Source organism: Spirosoma liriopis (genome assembly GCF_023196085.1).
Classification (GTDB): domain Bacteria; phylum Bacteroidota; class Bacteroidia; order Cytophagales; family Spirosomataceae; genus Spirosoma; species Spirosoma oryzicola.
Genome location: NZ_JALPRF010000002.1, coordinates 900990 through 917107, shown reverse-complemented (window position 1 = coordinate 917107; position 16118 = coordinate 900990). Strand labels below are relative to the sequence as shown.

The following is a 16118-nucleotide window of genomic DNA, read 5'->3' as shown; positions in this document are numbered from 1 at the left end:
ATATGGAAAACCACTGGCAGACGAAAAGGTTTTTTGACAGGATTTACAGGATGAATTACACTTACTAGATGAAGATTGCTGGCGGGCGGAAAGGTTTTCTGACAGGATTAGATGTTCCTATTAAACGAAAGGTTACGGGCGGAAAGGTTTTCTGACAGGATTTACAAGATTGACAGGATTAAATGCTCACTAAATGAAAAATCCTGTCAATCTTGTAAATCCTGTCAGAAAGAAACTCATATAAGGGCGTCGAACAAAATCTCCGCCGGGTGTTGCGCTTTACGGCCGGTTCCATCTTTGATCTGATGTCGACAACTGGTTCCAGCCGCCGAAATAATCGCTTCGTTAGCCTGCCGGACCGCCGGAAACAGCACCAATTCACCAATTTGCATCGACAAATCGTAATGTTCCGCTTCGTAACCAAACGAACCTGCCATCCCGCAGCAACCCGACGGAATCAGCTGTACCTGGTAATTTAACGGCAATGACAATGCTTTTTTCACAGGCACCATCGATGATAAGGCTTTCTGGTGACAATGCCCGTGTATCTTCACCTGCCGGGTTTCGGTTGTAAATAGCTTACGATCAATGCGCTTGTTTTCGATTTCCTGAGCTAACCATTCTTCGAACAGGTAGGTGTGTTTGGCGATTCGTTGCGCGTCGGCTTTCAGTTCGGTCGGAACCAGATCGGGGTATTCGTCCCGAAAGGTTAGAATGGCGGAAGGTTCCAGACCAACCAGCGGAGTCTCCTCGGTAACACGGTCTTTCAGTAAGGTTACGTTCCGAACGGCTATCTTCTGGGCGTCGTCAACGAGTCCTTTTGACAGGTAAGTCCGGCCACTTTCTGCATGATCAGGAATGATGACTTCGTAGCCCAGCCGTTCCAGCAACTGAACGGTTTTTTGCCCGACTTCTACATCGTTGTAATTCGTGAATTCATCCGCAAAAAGAAGCACGCGTGGAGCGCTTTGCGATGGCGTTTTCTTCCTACCGTCGAACCACTTCTTCAACGTCGTTTTCGACAGTTCCGGCATGGTTCGGTCGGGGTGAAAGCCCACGGTTCTGTTAGCCAGTTTACGTAGCGCGGGGGTCTCGTAAATGGCATTGTACGCCCACGGAACCACACTGGCCAGCGACATCAGCTTCGTGAAATTACCAACCAGTTTTGTCCGCAATGGAACACCCTTTTCGCGGTAATGCTGCTGGGTAAACTCAGCCTTCATACGCGTCATGTCTACGCTCGACGGGCATTCGGCTTTACAGGCTTTGCACGATAGACACAGATCCAGCACGTCTTTGACGGCTTCGTAATCGTGCTCCGTTGGTTTTTGCGCATTGCTGTAAAAATGACGCAGGATGTTTGCGCGCGCCCGCGTGGTGTCGTGTTCGCGCCGGGTAGCCATGTAGCTCGGACACATCGTACCACCCGACAAGGCCGTCTTCCGACAGTCGCCCGAACCCGAACATTTTTCGGCCAGTTCGAGCAATCCCCCATCACGGGAGAAGTCGAAAACGGTTTTAGGCTGTTCGATCACCACATCGGCTTCCGACCGCAAAAATTCGTTCATCGGGGGCGTATCGACTACTTTGCCGGGATTGAACGTATTATGCGGGTCCCAGAGCGCCTTCACGTCTTTGCACAATTGGTAGTTTTCGGGTCCCAGCATAAAAGCAATGCACTCACCCCGCAACCGACCGTCACCGTGCTCACCCGACAGCGAACCACCGTACCGCTTGACGAGTTGCGCCGTATCCATCAGCAAATTTCTGAACGTGGTACGTCCCTCCGACGACTTTAGGTTGATCAGCGGCAACACGTGGATTTCACCGGCTCCGGCATGGGCAGAGTATTCCAGTTTCAGGCCGTGATTTTCCCACGCCATGCGGTCCAGTTCATCGATATAGTTAGGCAAATCGTGCACATCGACGGCAGTATCTTCGATAACGTTCGCGGGTTTTTCGTCGCCGGGAATGTTGTACATGATGCTTAATCCCGCTTTGCGCAAGGCCCAGGGCTTCTTGGTATCTTCATCGAAAAGAATCGGATAGGCATAGCCAAGCTGTTGAGCCTGTAAGTCGGCCACGAACCGCTCTGCTTTTTCTCGAACCCCGTCCGGCGTATCATCGAAAAACTCGACCATCAGAATAGCCTTCGGATCGCCCTCTACCGGGTGGCGTTCCACAAACGCACGGTTTTTGGCCTGTTCGATATTGGTTTTGGTCAATTGCAGAATGTAATCATCGACCAGTTCCGACGCGTAACATTGATGCTGCAACGCCACTAAATTCGCTTCGAGCGACTGCCGAATCGTCGGGAAGTGTGCGCAGACGAGAGCCGCTTCTTTGGGCGGCAACGGCAACAGATTTAGCCGGGCTTCGGTGATGAAGCAGAGCGTTCCTTCCGATCCGGCAATCAGTTGCGCAAAATTGAATGTCTTTAGCTCACCGACTTGGTCACTTGACGTAAAGAAATGCGCTAACGCATCCAGCGCGTAGCCTGTATTTCGCCGGGAAACGGTTGGTTTAGGGTACCCTTCCCGGATATGCTGCTGAATCGTTGGGTTCGATAGCCAGTCGCGAAACTGAACGTAGAGCTGCTGTTCGAGTGGGCTAACGACGTTCTCCCCCCGGCATTTAGCGTCGAACTGCTCGCGCGTTAGTGCACCAAACGTCACCTCGGCACCGTCGCTCAGCACCGTACGCACATCCAGCAGATGATCGCGGGTAGTACCCCAGACAATCGAGTGAAGACCGCAGGAATTATTCCCGATCATTCCGCCGATCATCGCCCGGCTGGCCGTTGACGTTTCCGGCCCGAACATGACACCATACGGCTTCAGGTACGCATTCAGATCATCACGGATAACGCCCGGCTGCACCCGTACCCAGCGCTCAGCGGCATTGACATCCAGTATCTGCCCAAAATACTTCGAAATATCGACAACGATTCCGCTGCCAACGACCTGCCCGGCCAGCGACGTTCCTGCCGCACGGGGAATCAGGCCCAGCTTGTGCTGCTGGGCAAATCGTAACAACTGCTTGATGTCAGCAACCGACTTCGGCAGCGCTACCGCGATAGGCATCTCTTGGTACACCGACGCATCCGTTGCGTACAGCACTCGCTGAGCGGAATGTTCGGGAGACTCATCGAAATACAGATCACCCTCGAATGACGGCAACAGATTGGCGAAGGGCAGTTTATGGGCAAGACGGAACATAGCAAGCAAAGCATTAAACGTCTCGTAAAGATACGAAAAGTGATGCGGCTTTATGGAACCTACGCCCTTCAACCATCCATAAACTATAGGTCTGTCATTATCATGAAAACCCGTCGCAAAGTTACCTCGATTCGTATTGACTTCAGTCCGTTTGCGAACATTGCTCTACTGCTCATTGCCTTTTTTGTCTGGCAAAAAATACAGGAACAGCAAAACGTGATGGGTGTTCGGGATATACAGGGATGTAGAAAAGGAATAGAACCCGACCGCTCAAAGTCGGCATTGAAGATCCTGTTGCTTGACGGTGAACGTATTCAGTTGTACCACTACCCGTCTATTTCTGTAACTCAGAAGAGTCCTGTCCTGATAAAGAAACATTCTTCCCAGTTGCGAGCATTGCTGTTACCTTACCGAAAAGCAGCATCAACTTCGGGAGAGCTGACAATTGTTATAGCGCCTAAGGCAGCATCAACGCTTGGCACTTTTGCTTACGTGCTTAACGAACTAAAAATAGCTGGTAATCTTCCGTATTTGATTGCCTACTAACTCCCTGCTGTCTTTTTCAGACTACTAACGACACGGCCCGTCTATACGTATGGACGGGCCGTGTTCGTTGATACATTGTAAACGCTATTATACTATCGATTAACCGTAACGCTGCCGCTGCTGGCCGAAATATTGACCGCAATACCGCCACCGTTTAATCGGCCCCGAACGCGTTCTTTTTCAATCGTACCGTCAAACTTTGCCAGCGATTCCGGCAGGTTAACCCGATTGCCGCTCAGGTTCAAATCCATTCCTTTGTCAAGCGGCATCCGTACCCGAACACCACCCGCACTCGTATTCAGCCGGACGTATTCACCCAGTTTGACGATTTCTACCTCAACGCTACCGGCGCTTGTGCTGGCATCGATACTACCCGCCACGCGCGAAAGCCGTACCGAACCACCCGATGTTCCGGCTTTGATCTCCCCTTCAATATCATCACCGTTTACGCTGCCTCCGCTCGTCTGCGCATCAACGCTACCTTTCAGATCGGCCAGTCGAATGCTACCGCCAGAGGTGTGCAACCGCAGTTTGCCCGACGACTCCCGAGCGTCAATAGATCCGCCCGACGTTTGCAGGTCGATGTCTTTGCGGCAACGGTCGAGGTGGATGGACCCGCCCGATGTCTGACCGTTGATGTCGCCTTCAATGTCACTCAGATGCAGGCTACCACCGCTGGTTCGGAAGCGTTGTGTTCCCGAAAGCGTTGTCAGGTGAATGCTACCGCCCGATGTTCTTAGATCGGTCGATACGTTGCGGGGTGTGTAAAACCGGAAACTAATACTCAGCCCCCGCTTCCAATCGTTATTCTTTCGCTTGGCGGTGGCAACGATGGTATTGTTTTCTAAAGCAACCGTAATGTCGTAGTCGCGGAGTCGGTCTTCGATCTCGGATTTACTAAGATCGTCGTTTCCGTTGTTGGCTCGCACGTACATTTCCACTTTCGCGTTCATGTCCGTTCCGCCTTCAATCGTCAGACTACCGCCGGAGGTTTCCGCTCGAACCGCATTGATTCGTCCCGAAAAACTTTTCGTCAAATAAGGCTTATCGTCGTTAATGCGGCTACTGCTCTTGATTTCGGCTGATGATGTCAGCGCAAAGGTGCTCGCGCTCAAAAGGGTTAGTAGAAACTGGGTGCGTTTCATAAGGTTTGTTGTGGTTTATAGCCTAAAGATGCGGTTGTCGTTGCCAAGGTTGCACGGTTCCAAAGATTTTCTGATTCGTGTTTCGTCATACAGCATGAACCGTCGCAACCTTAGCGCATAAAGTCATGCTACCGAATCCGAATCGTTACCCGCCGGTTTTTCAGGCGCTCCGCTTCGTTCGTGTTATCCGCAATCGGCTGCGCGCTGCCGTATCCCTTTGCGTCGATTCGCTCTTCAGCAATGCCAGAGCGAATCAGGTAATTAGCGACTACTTTCGCCCGGTTCTCAGACAGTGCCCGGTTCAGACGCGCATCGCCCACATTGTCGGTATGACCACCGATCTCCAGTTGCCACTGCGGGTTCTGTTTCAGCGCCAGCACCAGTTTATTTAACTCTACCGACGATTCCGGCAGTAACACGTAGCTACTCTGCTCAAACTGAACATTGTGGAGCACAACGGTTTCGCCGGGTCTGAGCGTCAACGTAGCCTCCGTCGTTGGTGTTAATGAGGATTCGGAAGAGTTCGGTTCCGCCATTGCCTTGGTAACGGACTTTGCCGTACGAACCGGCGTTGACACGACCGACGCGACAGGCTTAGGCGTTGCTTTGACAACGGGTTCTTTGGCCTTGACTACGACTGCTGCTTTTACCGGCGCTGTTTTTGAAATCGTGTTGACCGGCTTGGGTGCGGCAGCTACCGGTGGAGCCTTTTGCCAGAAATACCGAGCCGCAATCGGTTCGAACGCAAACGGACCGGGAAACAGCTTCTTGGGGTCGGGCGTTGACCATTCCAGGAAGATTTCGCCTTCCAGCAGATCGTTAAAATAATCGACGCGCAGATCGTAATAATGGCCGGCTCGTAAAGAAACGCTACCGGTGAAGCTTTTGGAGTCATTCAACTGCCACACGTCCAAAACTTTCTGATTACCCACCCAGAGCCGAATGCCATCGTCTACCTTCGCCGAAAAGGTGTACCGTCCGGTGTACGGAGCTAACAACTTGCCTGTCCAACGAACGGAGTGGTAAGACGTATTGACACCCGGCGCGGGGTTCCGATTCCGCCAGTTAAAACTAATCGTTGGGTCGATGCGCGTCACCACTTTTTTTTCGAAGTTGGTTCCGTTGTAGTACTCCCCTTTCAGCCCTGGCTGGGCATTAGCCAGTCCGCTCCAAAGCATCATGACGAAAAAAGTAAAAGCACGTTTCATGGATAAAGCTACGCTGACTAGTTTTCGTCACTCGTTTCGCAGACTTTTCACTGGATTAACCAGCGCAGCTTTGACCGACTGAACACTAATCGTCGTGAGCGCAATGCCAACGGCGATCAGCCCGGCCCCTACCAACATCCACCACTCCACCTCGATTTTAAAAGCAAACTCCTGTAGCCATCGATTCGCCGACCAATAAATGAACGGACTGGCAATCACGATGGCAACCAGAACCAATTTAAGAAAATCGCGGGAAAGCAGCAACACGATACCCGTTATCGACGCGCCCAGTACTTTCCGAATACCAATCTCTTTCGTGCGCCGTTCGGTCGTGAAGGCCACCAGTCCAAACAGCCCCAGGCAGGAAACCAGCACCGTAAGTCCGGCAAACCCGGTAAACACCGACATCATCAACCGATCTTTGCGGTACTGCTCATCAACCGAGTCGTCGAGAAACGTGTATTCGAACGGAAAATTCGGGTAATGGCGCTGCCAGATTGTTTTTACGATAGTCAGGTTTGCGGGCTTTATCCGCATCATCACGTTATTTACCGGTGCCGTGTTGTAGATAAGCACCAGCGGTTCGACCGGGTTATGCAGGGAGCGGTAGTTGAAATTTTTGATCACGCCGACTACGTTTCCTTTGTGACCAAAGCCTTCAATGGCCTGACCCACCCCTTCTTTCCAGCCGGCCAGTTTCACGAACGCTTCATTGACCAGAAAACCGCCGTTCAGATCCGCTTTCGACCGAGCCGACAGGTTACGACCCGCCTTTAAGCGTATGTTCAGGAGGGGTAAAAAACGCTCATCGATAAACAGGTAATTGACCATCAACTCTCGCTTCTTACCCTGCGTCTGAATGTTGGTTGACGCCATAGCCATTGGTCCGTTTGCCAAACCCGTCCCGAGTGTCAACAAGCCAATCTCACTGCGCGCTTCCAGACTATGGGCCATTGCCAGGGCATTGCTACGCGCCGTCGAATCGTCGGGCAGGTAGACACTGAGAATCTCTTCCCGGTTGAAGCCAACGTCGTATTGCTGAATGAATGTCATTTGGCGGTATACGATCAGTACCCCGGCAATCATGCTCACGGCCAGCGTAAACTGAAAAACAATAATTGTTTTTCGTACCCACAACCCACTCCCGTAGCCACTCAGCCTTCCTTTCAGCACCACCTCCGGTCGGTAACCCGCCATCACAAATGCAGGGTACAAACCACCTAATACCGTTATCAGCAACCACGTACAACCGATTAGCATGACCAGTTCCTGCCAGGAGAAAACCAGCCGGATGCTCAGCAGCTGGTTAAAAAACGGGATGCTCAGTAGCAGCAGGCTGCCCGCTCCCAGAAGAGCCAGTCCGCTCATCAGAAACGATTCCAAGAGAAACTGAGCGATCAGTTGCTTGCGCAAAGCGCCGTTGGCTTTCCGAATACCCACTTCCTTGGCTCGCTCGGTGGCTTTCGCCGTCAGCAGGTTGATGTAATTCAGCAAGGCAACGACGAGCACGAAAGCCGCCAGAAAAACGAACAGGTAGATGTATTGCTTGTTGCCCTTCGGCGTATCCTCCAGTTTGCCCTGGCTGTAATGAACATCTTCCAGCATTTCCGCCGTGAAATTGACGAAGTAGCCCTCGGCATCCATTTTTTTCAGTTCGGGATTAACGTACGATTGGGCAATGCGCGTCAGTTTTTTGTTGAAGCTGGTCAGGTCGTCAGGCCGGTCGCGGAAAAGCACGTACGTATACGCCGGAAAATCGTCGGCTAGCCAGGCCGTGGTCGGCGGAAACGTTTTGGACAACAACGCCGTAAAGGGCAGATCGGTATTGCTGGGCAGATCAGCCATGACCCCCGTAATCTGGTAGGTCTCCCGGTTGATCCGGATCGGCTGCCCCAATACATCGGTACGCCCCAGGTATTTGTTGGCAAACGTTTCGCTTACAACGGCACTGTTGGGATTTACCAACGCTTTTGCCGGATTTCCCGCTAAAAAATCAAAGGCAAACACCGCGAAAATAGTACTGTCGGCGTAGTACACGTCGCTTTCACTGGCCAGTTTGTTTTCAGTTTGTACCGTCGCGGCCGTCATTCGAAACCGAACCGCTTTTTCTACCTCCGGGTAATCCCGGTTGAGCACATCCGCCAGCAACATCGGACTAGCACCGAGCGAAAACCACGATTCGGGCGTTTTCATCCCCGTGGTTACGCGCGCAATTCGGGCCGCTTTTGGCTGGAAAGAATCGTACGAAAATTCGTGATTCACGTACAGCACCATGAGCAGGCAGGCGGCCAGTCCGATGGCCAGCCCACCTACGTTGATGCCGGTGTAGAGTTTGTTCCGCCGAAGATTTCGGAAGGCGATTAGCAGATAATTTTTGACCATGACCGTTCGTGAGTGATTGTCGATCAAGGTACGTACGCCGACGAAAACAGCCCCGTTAAAAAAAGTTAAGGTTACGGGGCGGCTCTATTCCGACCGCAACGAGGTCACCGGATTAGTCAGAGCCGCCCGGACGCTTTGGAAACTAACGGTCAACAACGCGATGCCAACCGCCAATAGTCCCGCTGCGGTAAACACCCACCACTCCAGATCCACTTTGTAGGCAAAATCCTGAAGCCAGCGATTCATGGCGTACCAGGCAATGGGCGTAGCCACGACTAGAGCGATCACTACCAGCTTCAACAGATCACGCGAGAGCAACAGGACAATGCTACTCACCGACGCGCCCAGCACTTTGCGCACCCCGATTTCTTTGGTCCGCTGCTCGGCAGCGAATGCAGCCAGACCAAACAAGCCCATGCAGGCAATCAAAACCGCCAGCATCGTAAACGTCAGCAAGACTTGCCCCTGCTTTTGTTCCGCTTTGTATTGCTGCGAGAAGTTGTCATCGAGAAAGTGAAAATCAAGGGTAGCGGCTGGATCGAATGTTCGGTAAACAGACCGGATGTACGCCAGCGCTTCGGCGGTTTTGGCGGGTTGGATTCGGACGTACAGGTTGTCTTTATCCGCAGGTTGAGGTAGTTGTAAAACCAGTGGCTCAATCTTGTGCTGAAGCGAATACGTGTGAAAATCGGCCACTACACCAACTACGCGGGCTTCGGCCGTGTGATTGGCGGCATCCGTATAATAGACGATCCGCTTGCCGATTGGATCGTTCCAGCCCATTTCTTTCGTCAGCGTTTCGTTGATCAGCACACTTTTCTCCTGCTCACTTTTGGATGATCCGGCAAAGGTGCGTCCTTGCAACAGCTTTATTTGCAGCGTTTTCAGGTAGTCCTCATCCACCGCAAACCGCTGAATAATCTGCGTGTGGGTAGGTATCACGCCATTTTGCTCGATGAACATCCCAGATCCGCCAATATTGTTGTTGCCAATCGGGTTGCTGGCTGCCGAGGCACTTTCGATAAGGGGATTCTGCACCAACCGCTCTTTCAGCGCATCGACCCGCTGACGAACCGCTTCGTTGTCAATGTGGAAGGTAAGCACCTGCTCTTTGTTGAATCCGAGACCTTTATGCTGCACAAAGTTCATCTGTCGATACACCACACCCGAGCAGGCAATAAGCGCAATGGTTGCGACGAACTGAAACACCACCAGCGACTGCTTAAGCGTAATGCCTCCCAACTGATTACTGACCAACCCTTTCAGTGCGGCTACCGGTCGAAAGTTCGACAACACCAGGGCCGGATACAAACCGCTCAACGCCCCAATCAATACGGAAAACAGGGTAGCCGCTACCAGTAAGTCACTCACTCCACCGACGGATAACTTCTTATCGGCCAACTGATTGAAATAAGGCAGAGCCGTCGTTATCAGCCCAATGCTCACCAGCCCCGCCAGCCAGGCCATCAGCATCGACTCCGTTAGAAACTGGCCGATCAGTTGCAGCCGGTGCGAACCAACGGCCTTCCGAACACCCACCTCCCGGGTTCGTTTGAGGGAGCGGGCGGTGTACAGGTTCACGTAATTGATGCAGGCAATCACCAGAATCAGCCCCGCCACAACGCTGAATATCGACACGGTAGCCACGTTGCCGTTTGGACTGGTTTCGTAATTCAGATGCGAGTGCAGGTGAATAGACGTAAGCGGTTGAAGCTCCATCCGATAATCGACCTCACCCATTTCTTTCCGGATGTATTTCTGGAAAAAACCGGGCAGTTTAGCTTCCAGCGTCCGATAATCGCTACCCTCGCGAAGCAGCAGATACGTGTACAACTCAAAGTTTTGCCAGCCACTCGTGTATTTATCGGGAAGGGACCGTAACGCCCTGAACTGCAAATGCGAGTTAGCCGGTACATCCTCGACAACCCCCGTTACCGTATTGGGAAAATGATTGCTGAATTCAACCACGTTTCCAACGGCTTTTCCCGCATCGCCAAACAGACTCTCGGCGACGCTTTTAGTCAGAACAATGCTTTGCGGTTTGCTTAGTGACGTAGCCGGATCGCCGTACAGAAACGGAAACGTAAATACGTCGAACACCGTCGGGTCGGTGAAGAAGATGTTGGGTACGTCCATTTTCTTGTCCTTGAACGTAATCGTCCCCCCGCCTTCGGGATGGAACCGAACGGTTTTCTCAACGTCCGGGTAATCGGCTTGCAGGGCCGGTGCATACGGGGCCGAAGTCACGGCCAGATTGAGATTCCCACCCGACCACTGCGCGTGCTGCACCACCCGCACGATTCGATCGGCTTTCGCATGAAACCGGTCGTAGCTCAGTTCATCGACCACGTACAGCACCATCAGCCATACGGCCGCCATACCAATTCCTAAACCGACGACGTTCAGACCGCTGAACAATTTGTTTTTCCAGAGTGTCCGGACAGTTATTTTCAGGTAGTTGCGTAGCATAGATCGCTTCGTTTAGGTATAGCGTTACAACCTTTGTCCCAAACGGCATACCAAAAACATAAAAGTCTATTAATCAGCAATATATCAAGCTAGCAATTCTCTTACTGTCCGCAAATGGACGCTTTTTCTGACCACTTGCGGACAATAAGAGAATACCAAAGGCCGGGTCTATTCGCTGCGCAGACTTTTGACCGGATTCACCAGCGCGGCCCGGATCGCCTGGGTACTGATTACCAGGCCCGTCAGAAAAACCAGCGCACCCGCCACGCCCGCAAACGGCAACCACGACAGTTCGATGCGGTAGGCAAACTCAGCTAACCATCCGCCCAGGAAGTAATACGCCAGCGGCCAGGCAATGACATTGGCAATCAGCAGAATCAATACAAACTCACCAACGAACAGGTTGACAATACCCAGCGTTGATGCGCCCAGCGTTTTCCGAATACCGATCTCTTTGGTCCGCCGGGTAACGTTGAGCGACACCAGGCCCCATACGCCCAGGAGCACAATGACGAGTGCCAGTACGGTTGCCAGCGAGGACGCTTTTTTCAGTTGCAGTTCGGTCCTGTACAGCTTTTGAAGCGTATCGTCCATAAACGCATATTCAAAAGGCGAATCAGGGAAGAGCTGCGACCACGCTTGTTCAACAGCGGCCACGGTTTCGGGCAACTGGTGAGTAGCGAGTTTAAACGAGAAATAGCGATAGATCGGGTCTTTCCGAACGGAGGTGATAACCAGTGGCCGGATAGCATCGTGTAGCGAACCGAAATGAAAATCGCTCAGCACGCCAGCCACCTGAAACGCTTCGCCCCGGAACCGAACAAACTGTCCTACCGCCTTCACTGGGTTAAGCCAGCCCAGCGCCTTCGCTCCTGACTCGTTCAGAACAACGCTCAGCGAGTCGCGGCTACCGCCGGTAAAAAACTGTCCCGCTTTGAGTTGCAGCCCGTAGGTTTGCGCGAATTGCTCGTCGGTTGCAAGCGCCGTAGCGGTTACGGCCTGTGTACTGTCGCCCCCCTGCGGAAACACGCTGACGCTACCGTTGCTCGCTCCGTCAGGAATTTCAAACGAGAAACTTACGTCCGCAACGCCCGCAATACGAGCCAGTTGGTTTCTGGCGTTCTCCATCCGGCGAACCCCCTCCGGCGACCAGTCGCGCGGTACGGATGCTACGGTCATGACCTGCTCTTTCTGATAACCCAGCTCTTTGGTAAAGAAAAACGTAACCTGCCGCCCAATGATCAAAGCACCCACGGCCACGCATACCGCAACGGAAAATTGAAAAACGATCAGGGTCCGACGCAGGCCAACGCCACCCCGTAAGGAACGGGTAAGCCGACCTTTCAGCGACTCGACCGAGGGCAATGCCGACAAGACGAATGCGGGGTAACTGCCCGCCAGCAGGGTAACGAAAGCGATTGCTCCCAGTAGAACCAGCCAGGCAACCGGCGACCAGTCGATCAGCGAGAGAAGGGGCTTATCAAGCAAACTGGCAAACAGCGGTCGAAACAACTCATGGCAGACCAACGATAGCATCGTAGCGCCAGCGGTCAACAGCAGCACTTCGGTCAGGAACTGGCCAACAAGCTGTTTTTTCAGTCCGCCCAGCGCCTTGCGAACACCGATTTCACGTACCCGCGAAGCCGACATGCCAATGGTGATGTTAACAAAATTGACGACGGCCATCAGCAGGATAAACAACGCGACGAGCGCCAGGGTCAATACCATTTTCTCGATCAGCCCATTGTTTGCTTTCAGATGATAGGTCCGTAAAGGGCTCGCATAAGCCTGTAAGTTTTTCTGCACCTCCGGCGGAGCATAGGCTTTTATCGTTTGTGCTGCCGCCCGATTCAATTGTTGTTCTGTGATACCGGGCTTTAATTCAAGGTAAGAAACAAGAGCCCAGTTGTCCCACAACGTCAAGGCTGTTTCGTCGGAGAAATACCCGAAGTTACGCATCGGAATAAACGCCTGGCCACCCTGATCGAATAGGTGCGTAACGCTGTTGGCGGGCAACTCCTGAAGCACGCCCGTAACGGTAAAAAGCTGTTTGCCCGCCCTCGGCGTTTGCATGACCAGCTGCCGCCCAAGTACGTTGGTTTCCCCGAAATACTTCTGAGCCAATGCGGTCGTAACAACGATTGAGTTAGGATCGCGAAGCGCCGTTCGCGGATCGCCATACGCCAGTGGAAACCCGTACATGGCGAGTAATGTGGAGTCGCCCACCTGCACCGACTCGCGGAAATGGGTTTGCCCATTCGACACGATGGCCGTGACGCCATAATTGCGGTAATAATTGGCCACCAGATCAGGGTACAGTCGCTTTAGCGTAGGACCCAAAGGAGCCAGCGTGGCAATCTCATTCCCCATTCCGGTTATCTTCCACCGGCTCTTCACTATGTACTGCTGATGGGCATTGCGCAGGGATTGGTTGACCGTTAGTTCACGTTGGATGTAATTGGCGATCAGTAGCAGAAACGTAATGCCAATCGTCAGACCGAGTAGCGTAACCAGCGCGTAGAGTCGCCTGCGCGCCAGCGTACGAAAGGCAATTTTAAGGTAATTTTTGAACATGGAGCGAACGTGAAAGATTACGCACCAAAGTACGTACACCTACGTAAACAGCTCTGTTAAAAAACGTTAAGGTTTATGTATCAGTTCTTCCTTACTCACTCCGCAGGCTCTTCACGGGGTTCATTATTGAGGCTTTGATGCTTTGAAAACTCACCGTCAACACCGCAATTCCGGTTGCCAGCAATCCCGCCAGGGCAAAAATCCACCATTCCAACTCGACTTTGTAGGCGAAGTTCTGGAGCCATTGGTTCATACCCCACCACGCCAGGGGCGATGCAATAACGATGGCAATCAGAACCAGCTTCAGGAAATCTTTGGAGAGCAGTGTAACGATGCTCGCTACCGATGCGCCGAGCACTTTGCGCACCCCAATCTCCTTTTTACGCTGTTCGGTCGTGAAAGCCGCCAGTCCGAACAGGCCCAGACAGGCAATAAAAATCGCCAACGCCGATGCTACGGTAAATACCTGACCGTATTGCTGCTCACTTTGGTATTGTTCATTGAATCGTTCGTCAACGAAGTAATAATCGAACGGATTGCCCGGATAGCTGGCTTTGTACAGGCGTTCCAGCTGCGCTATTTTTTCGGGCATTCGGTCGGTGGTGAGTTGTATCGTTAGGTCGCTTACTGACCGGCGAGGCAGGAAAATGGCGGGCTCGATGGCCTTTTGCAAGCCCTGGTGGTGATAATCTTTGACCACACCTACCACTTCAAACGGTTGACCCCAGTTGATCAATTGCCCAACGGCTTTTTCGGGGGAAGCAAAGCCCAGTTGCCGGGCTGCGGTTTCATTAACCATCACTTTGGCACTTTTTTCGTAACCCAACTCGGCCTCTCCCACCGTAAAATTTCGACCGGCGGCCAGTCCGATTTCGTAGGTTTTCAGGAACCGGTCGTCGACGATCCCCATCGAATAGCCTTTCTTTTCGTCACCGGGCCGAGGAACTTGTTTGGTTATCCCATTCACCGAGAAGTTGTAGAAGTTACCCGGTACAATGCTTGTCTGACAAAAGCTTTTTACATAGGGCAAGCGGTTCAGTTCGTCTTCGAGGGCGGCTGTTCCGGCTTTAAATGAGCCGTTCTGATCAACCTGCGGACCTTTGACCACCAGCCGTTGGGCCAGTCGTACGCCGAGGTCTTTGTTTTGCATATACTGCAATTGCCGGTACAGCACCATCGTAGCAATAACCAAGGCTACGGATGCACTGAACTGCGCTACTACCAAAGTTTTCCGCAACCACCCTCCTTTTCCTTTCTGTAAATTTCCTTTCAAGGTCTGCACCGGCTGAAACGACGTAAGCGCAAACGCCACATAGCCACCCGAGGCTACGGCCCCAACGATCAGCAGGAAAAGGCCAACAATCCAGAAACCGCCCGTATTTAGGCCACTCACCGACAGATCTTTCTTCACGAAATCATTAAACACACCCTGTAATGAATAAACCAATCCCAGCGCCAGACCAAACCCAACGATGTTCAACAAAAGGGATTCACCTAAAAACTGCCCAATCAGCTGCTGTCGTCCGGCTCCAATCACTTTCCTGACGCCCACTTCTTTCGCTCGTTTCAGCGCACCCGCCGTTGATAGGTTGATGTAGTTGAACCAGGCAATCAGTAAGATGAGACCCGCAATACCGCTGAGCAAATACACAAAGCCCAAACTACCACTAGTCTGATACACATCGCTCAATGAGGCTGCCAGATGAATAGTCTCGGCAGGTTGCAGCAGATACCGGTTTTGCTCATCAGGATTACGCTGTTTCGCCAGCTTGTTGATCTTAGCTTCTAACGCTTTGTAGTCTGCCGGTGAGCCGGGTCGCTGCTCAGGAAGTTGTAAGAATGTGGTTAGGTATGTACCGTAGAAGCTGTCTAACCGCGCCCAGTCGTTGCCCGCCAGATTGGCCGGATTGGCCAGCGTTTGCAACGAAAAAATCGCATCGAAGGCTAAGTCGGAATTGTGGGGCATATCGGTATACACCGCCGTAACCGTGTAGAGTGTTTTACCGAACTGATTGCTTAGCGTCAGCGTGCTACCCACTGGGTTTTTATCGCCAAAATAGGTACGGGCCTGCGTCTGCGACAGCGCAACCGTATTAGGCCGGGTGAGTGCTGTAGTAGCCGTTCCCCGTACGAGTGGAAACGTGAAGAGAGTAAAAAAGCTGGCATCCGCGTAAGCCAGGCGGCCCTCCCGAAACGACTGAGGTGTACGTTTGCCGTCCTCAACACTGACGATCCCATTGGCCGAATGTTCCGCAATCCGGCAGAAGTTACGCACTTCTGGGAACGACTCTTTGGCCAGCGGCCCTACGGGCGGAGACATATCTACCCAAACGTCGCCCTCACGGTTCTGGGTGAGCAACCGATAGAGCGTGGGCAGATTCTGGTGAAACGTATTGACGCTTCGCTCGTAGGCGATGTATTCCAGAATAAACAAAAACGTGGCAATGCCCAGCGCGAGTCCGGCAATGTTGATCAGCGAGAAGACGCGATTTTTGCGCAGGTTACGCAGCGTGACTTTTAGGTAGTTGAAAAACATAGAGCGAGAAGTTTAGGATGTAGAAAGCACGCACAGGAAT

At 52.4% G+C, this 16118-nt stretch carries 8 protein-coding genes; 1 reads left to right on the top strand and 7 read right to left on the bottom strand.

The annotated features are described in order from the left end of the window. Positions 1-236: 236 nt before the first annotated feature. Positions 237-3218: an FAD-binding and (Fe-S)-binding domain-containing protein gene (locus M0L20_RS12705; RefSeq protein ID WP_248477314.1), complete on the bottom strand. Its 2982-nt coding sequence runs from the start codon at positions 3216-3218 to the stop codon at positions 237-239. Positions 3219-3320: 102 nt separating this feature from the next. Here M0L20_RS12705 and M0L20_RS12700 point away from each other — a divergent pair, with 102 nt between their 5' ends. Then, entirely contained in the window at positions 3321-3764 is a 444-nt protein-coding gene (locus tag M0L20_RS12700; protein WP_248477313.1) for a biopolymer transporter ExbD, read from the top strand. Positions 3765-3856: 92 nt separating this feature from the next. Here the strand turns inward: M0L20_RS12700 and M0L20_RS12695 are convergent, their stop codons facing one another. The 6 genes from M0L20_RS12695 to M0L20_RS12670 all read right to left on the bottom strand — a co-directional run bounded on the left by M0L20_RS12695 (position 3857) and on the right by M0L20_RS12670 (position 16078). After that, entirely contained in the window at positions 3857-4909 is a 1053-nt protein-coding gene (locus M0L20_RS12695; protein ID WP_248477312.1) for a DUF4097 family beta strand repeat-containing protein, read from the bottom strand. Between the two features lie 128 nt (positions 4910-5037). Beyond that, positions 5038-6117: an OmpA family protein gene (locus M0L20_RS12690; RefSeq protein ID WP_248477311.1), complete on the bottom strand. Its 1080-nt coding sequence runs from the start codon at positions 6115-6117 to the stop codon at positions 5038-5040. Between the two features lie 27 nt (positions 6118-6144). Then, positions 6145-8499: an ABC transporter permease gene (locus M0L20_RS12685; protein ID WP_248477310.1), complete on the bottom strand. Its 2355-nt coding sequence runs from the start codon at positions 8497-8499 to the stop codon at positions 6145-6147. Between the two features lie 84 nt (positions 8500-8583). Continuing rightward, on the bottom strand, positions 8584-10968 hold the full coding sequence (locus tag M0L20_RS12680; protein ID WP_248477309.1) for an ABC transporter permease: 2385 nt from the start codon (positions 10966-10968) through the stop codon (positions 8584-8586). Positions 10969-11136: 168 nt separating this feature from the next. Next, on the bottom strand, positions 11137-13542 hold the full coding sequence (locus tag M0L20_RS12675; RefSeq protein ID WP_248477308.1) for an ABC transporter permease: 2406 nt from the start codon (positions 13540-13542) through the stop codon (positions 11137-11139). A gap of 91 nt (positions 13543-13633) precedes the next feature. Continuing rightward, positions 13634-16078 carry an ABC transporter permease gene (locus M0L20_RS12670; RefSeq protein WP_248477307.1) on the bottom strand — a complete coding sequence of 815 codons (2445 nt, stop codon included), beginning with the start codon at positions 16076-16078 and terminating at the stop codon, positions 13634-13636. Positions 16079-16118 lie beyond the last annotated feature (40 nt).

Excerpts from the sequence above, each read along its gene's own strand:
- M0L20_RS12700 (WP_248477313.1), top strand. The coding sequence starts at position 3,321 with ATGAAAACCCGTCGCAAAGTTACCTCGATTCGTATTGACTTCAGTCCG.
- M0L20_RS12705 (WP_248477314.1), bottom strand. The coding sequence starts at position 3,218 with ATGTTCCGTCTTGCCCATAAACTGCCCTTCGCCAATCTGTTGCCGTCA.
- M0L20_RS12685 (WP_248477310.1), bottom strand. The coding sequence starts at position 8,499 with ATGGTCAAAAATTATCTGCTAATCGCCTTCCGAAATCTTCGGCGGAAC.
- M0L20_RS12675 (WP_248477308.1), bottom strand. The coding sequence starts at position 13,542 with ATGTTCAAAAATTACCTTAAAATTGCCTTTCGTACGCTGGCGCGCAGG.
- M0L20_RS12680 (WP_248477309.1), bottom strand. The coding sequence starts at position 10,968 with ATGCTACGCAACTACCTGAAAATAACTGTCCGGACACTCTGGAAAAAC.
- M0L20_RS12690 (WP_248477311.1), bottom strand. The coding sequence starts at position 6,117 with ATGAAACGTGCTTTTACTTTTTTCGTCATGATGCTTTGGAGCGGACTG.
- M0L20_RS12695 (WP_248477312.1), bottom strand. The coding sequence starts at position 4,909 with ATGAAACGCACCCAGTTTCTACTAACCCTTTTGAGCGCGAGCACCTTT.
- M0L20_RS12670 (WP_248477307.1), bottom strand. The coding sequence starts at position 16,078 with ATGTTTTTCAACTACCTAAAAGTCACGCTGCGTAACCTGCGCAAAAAT.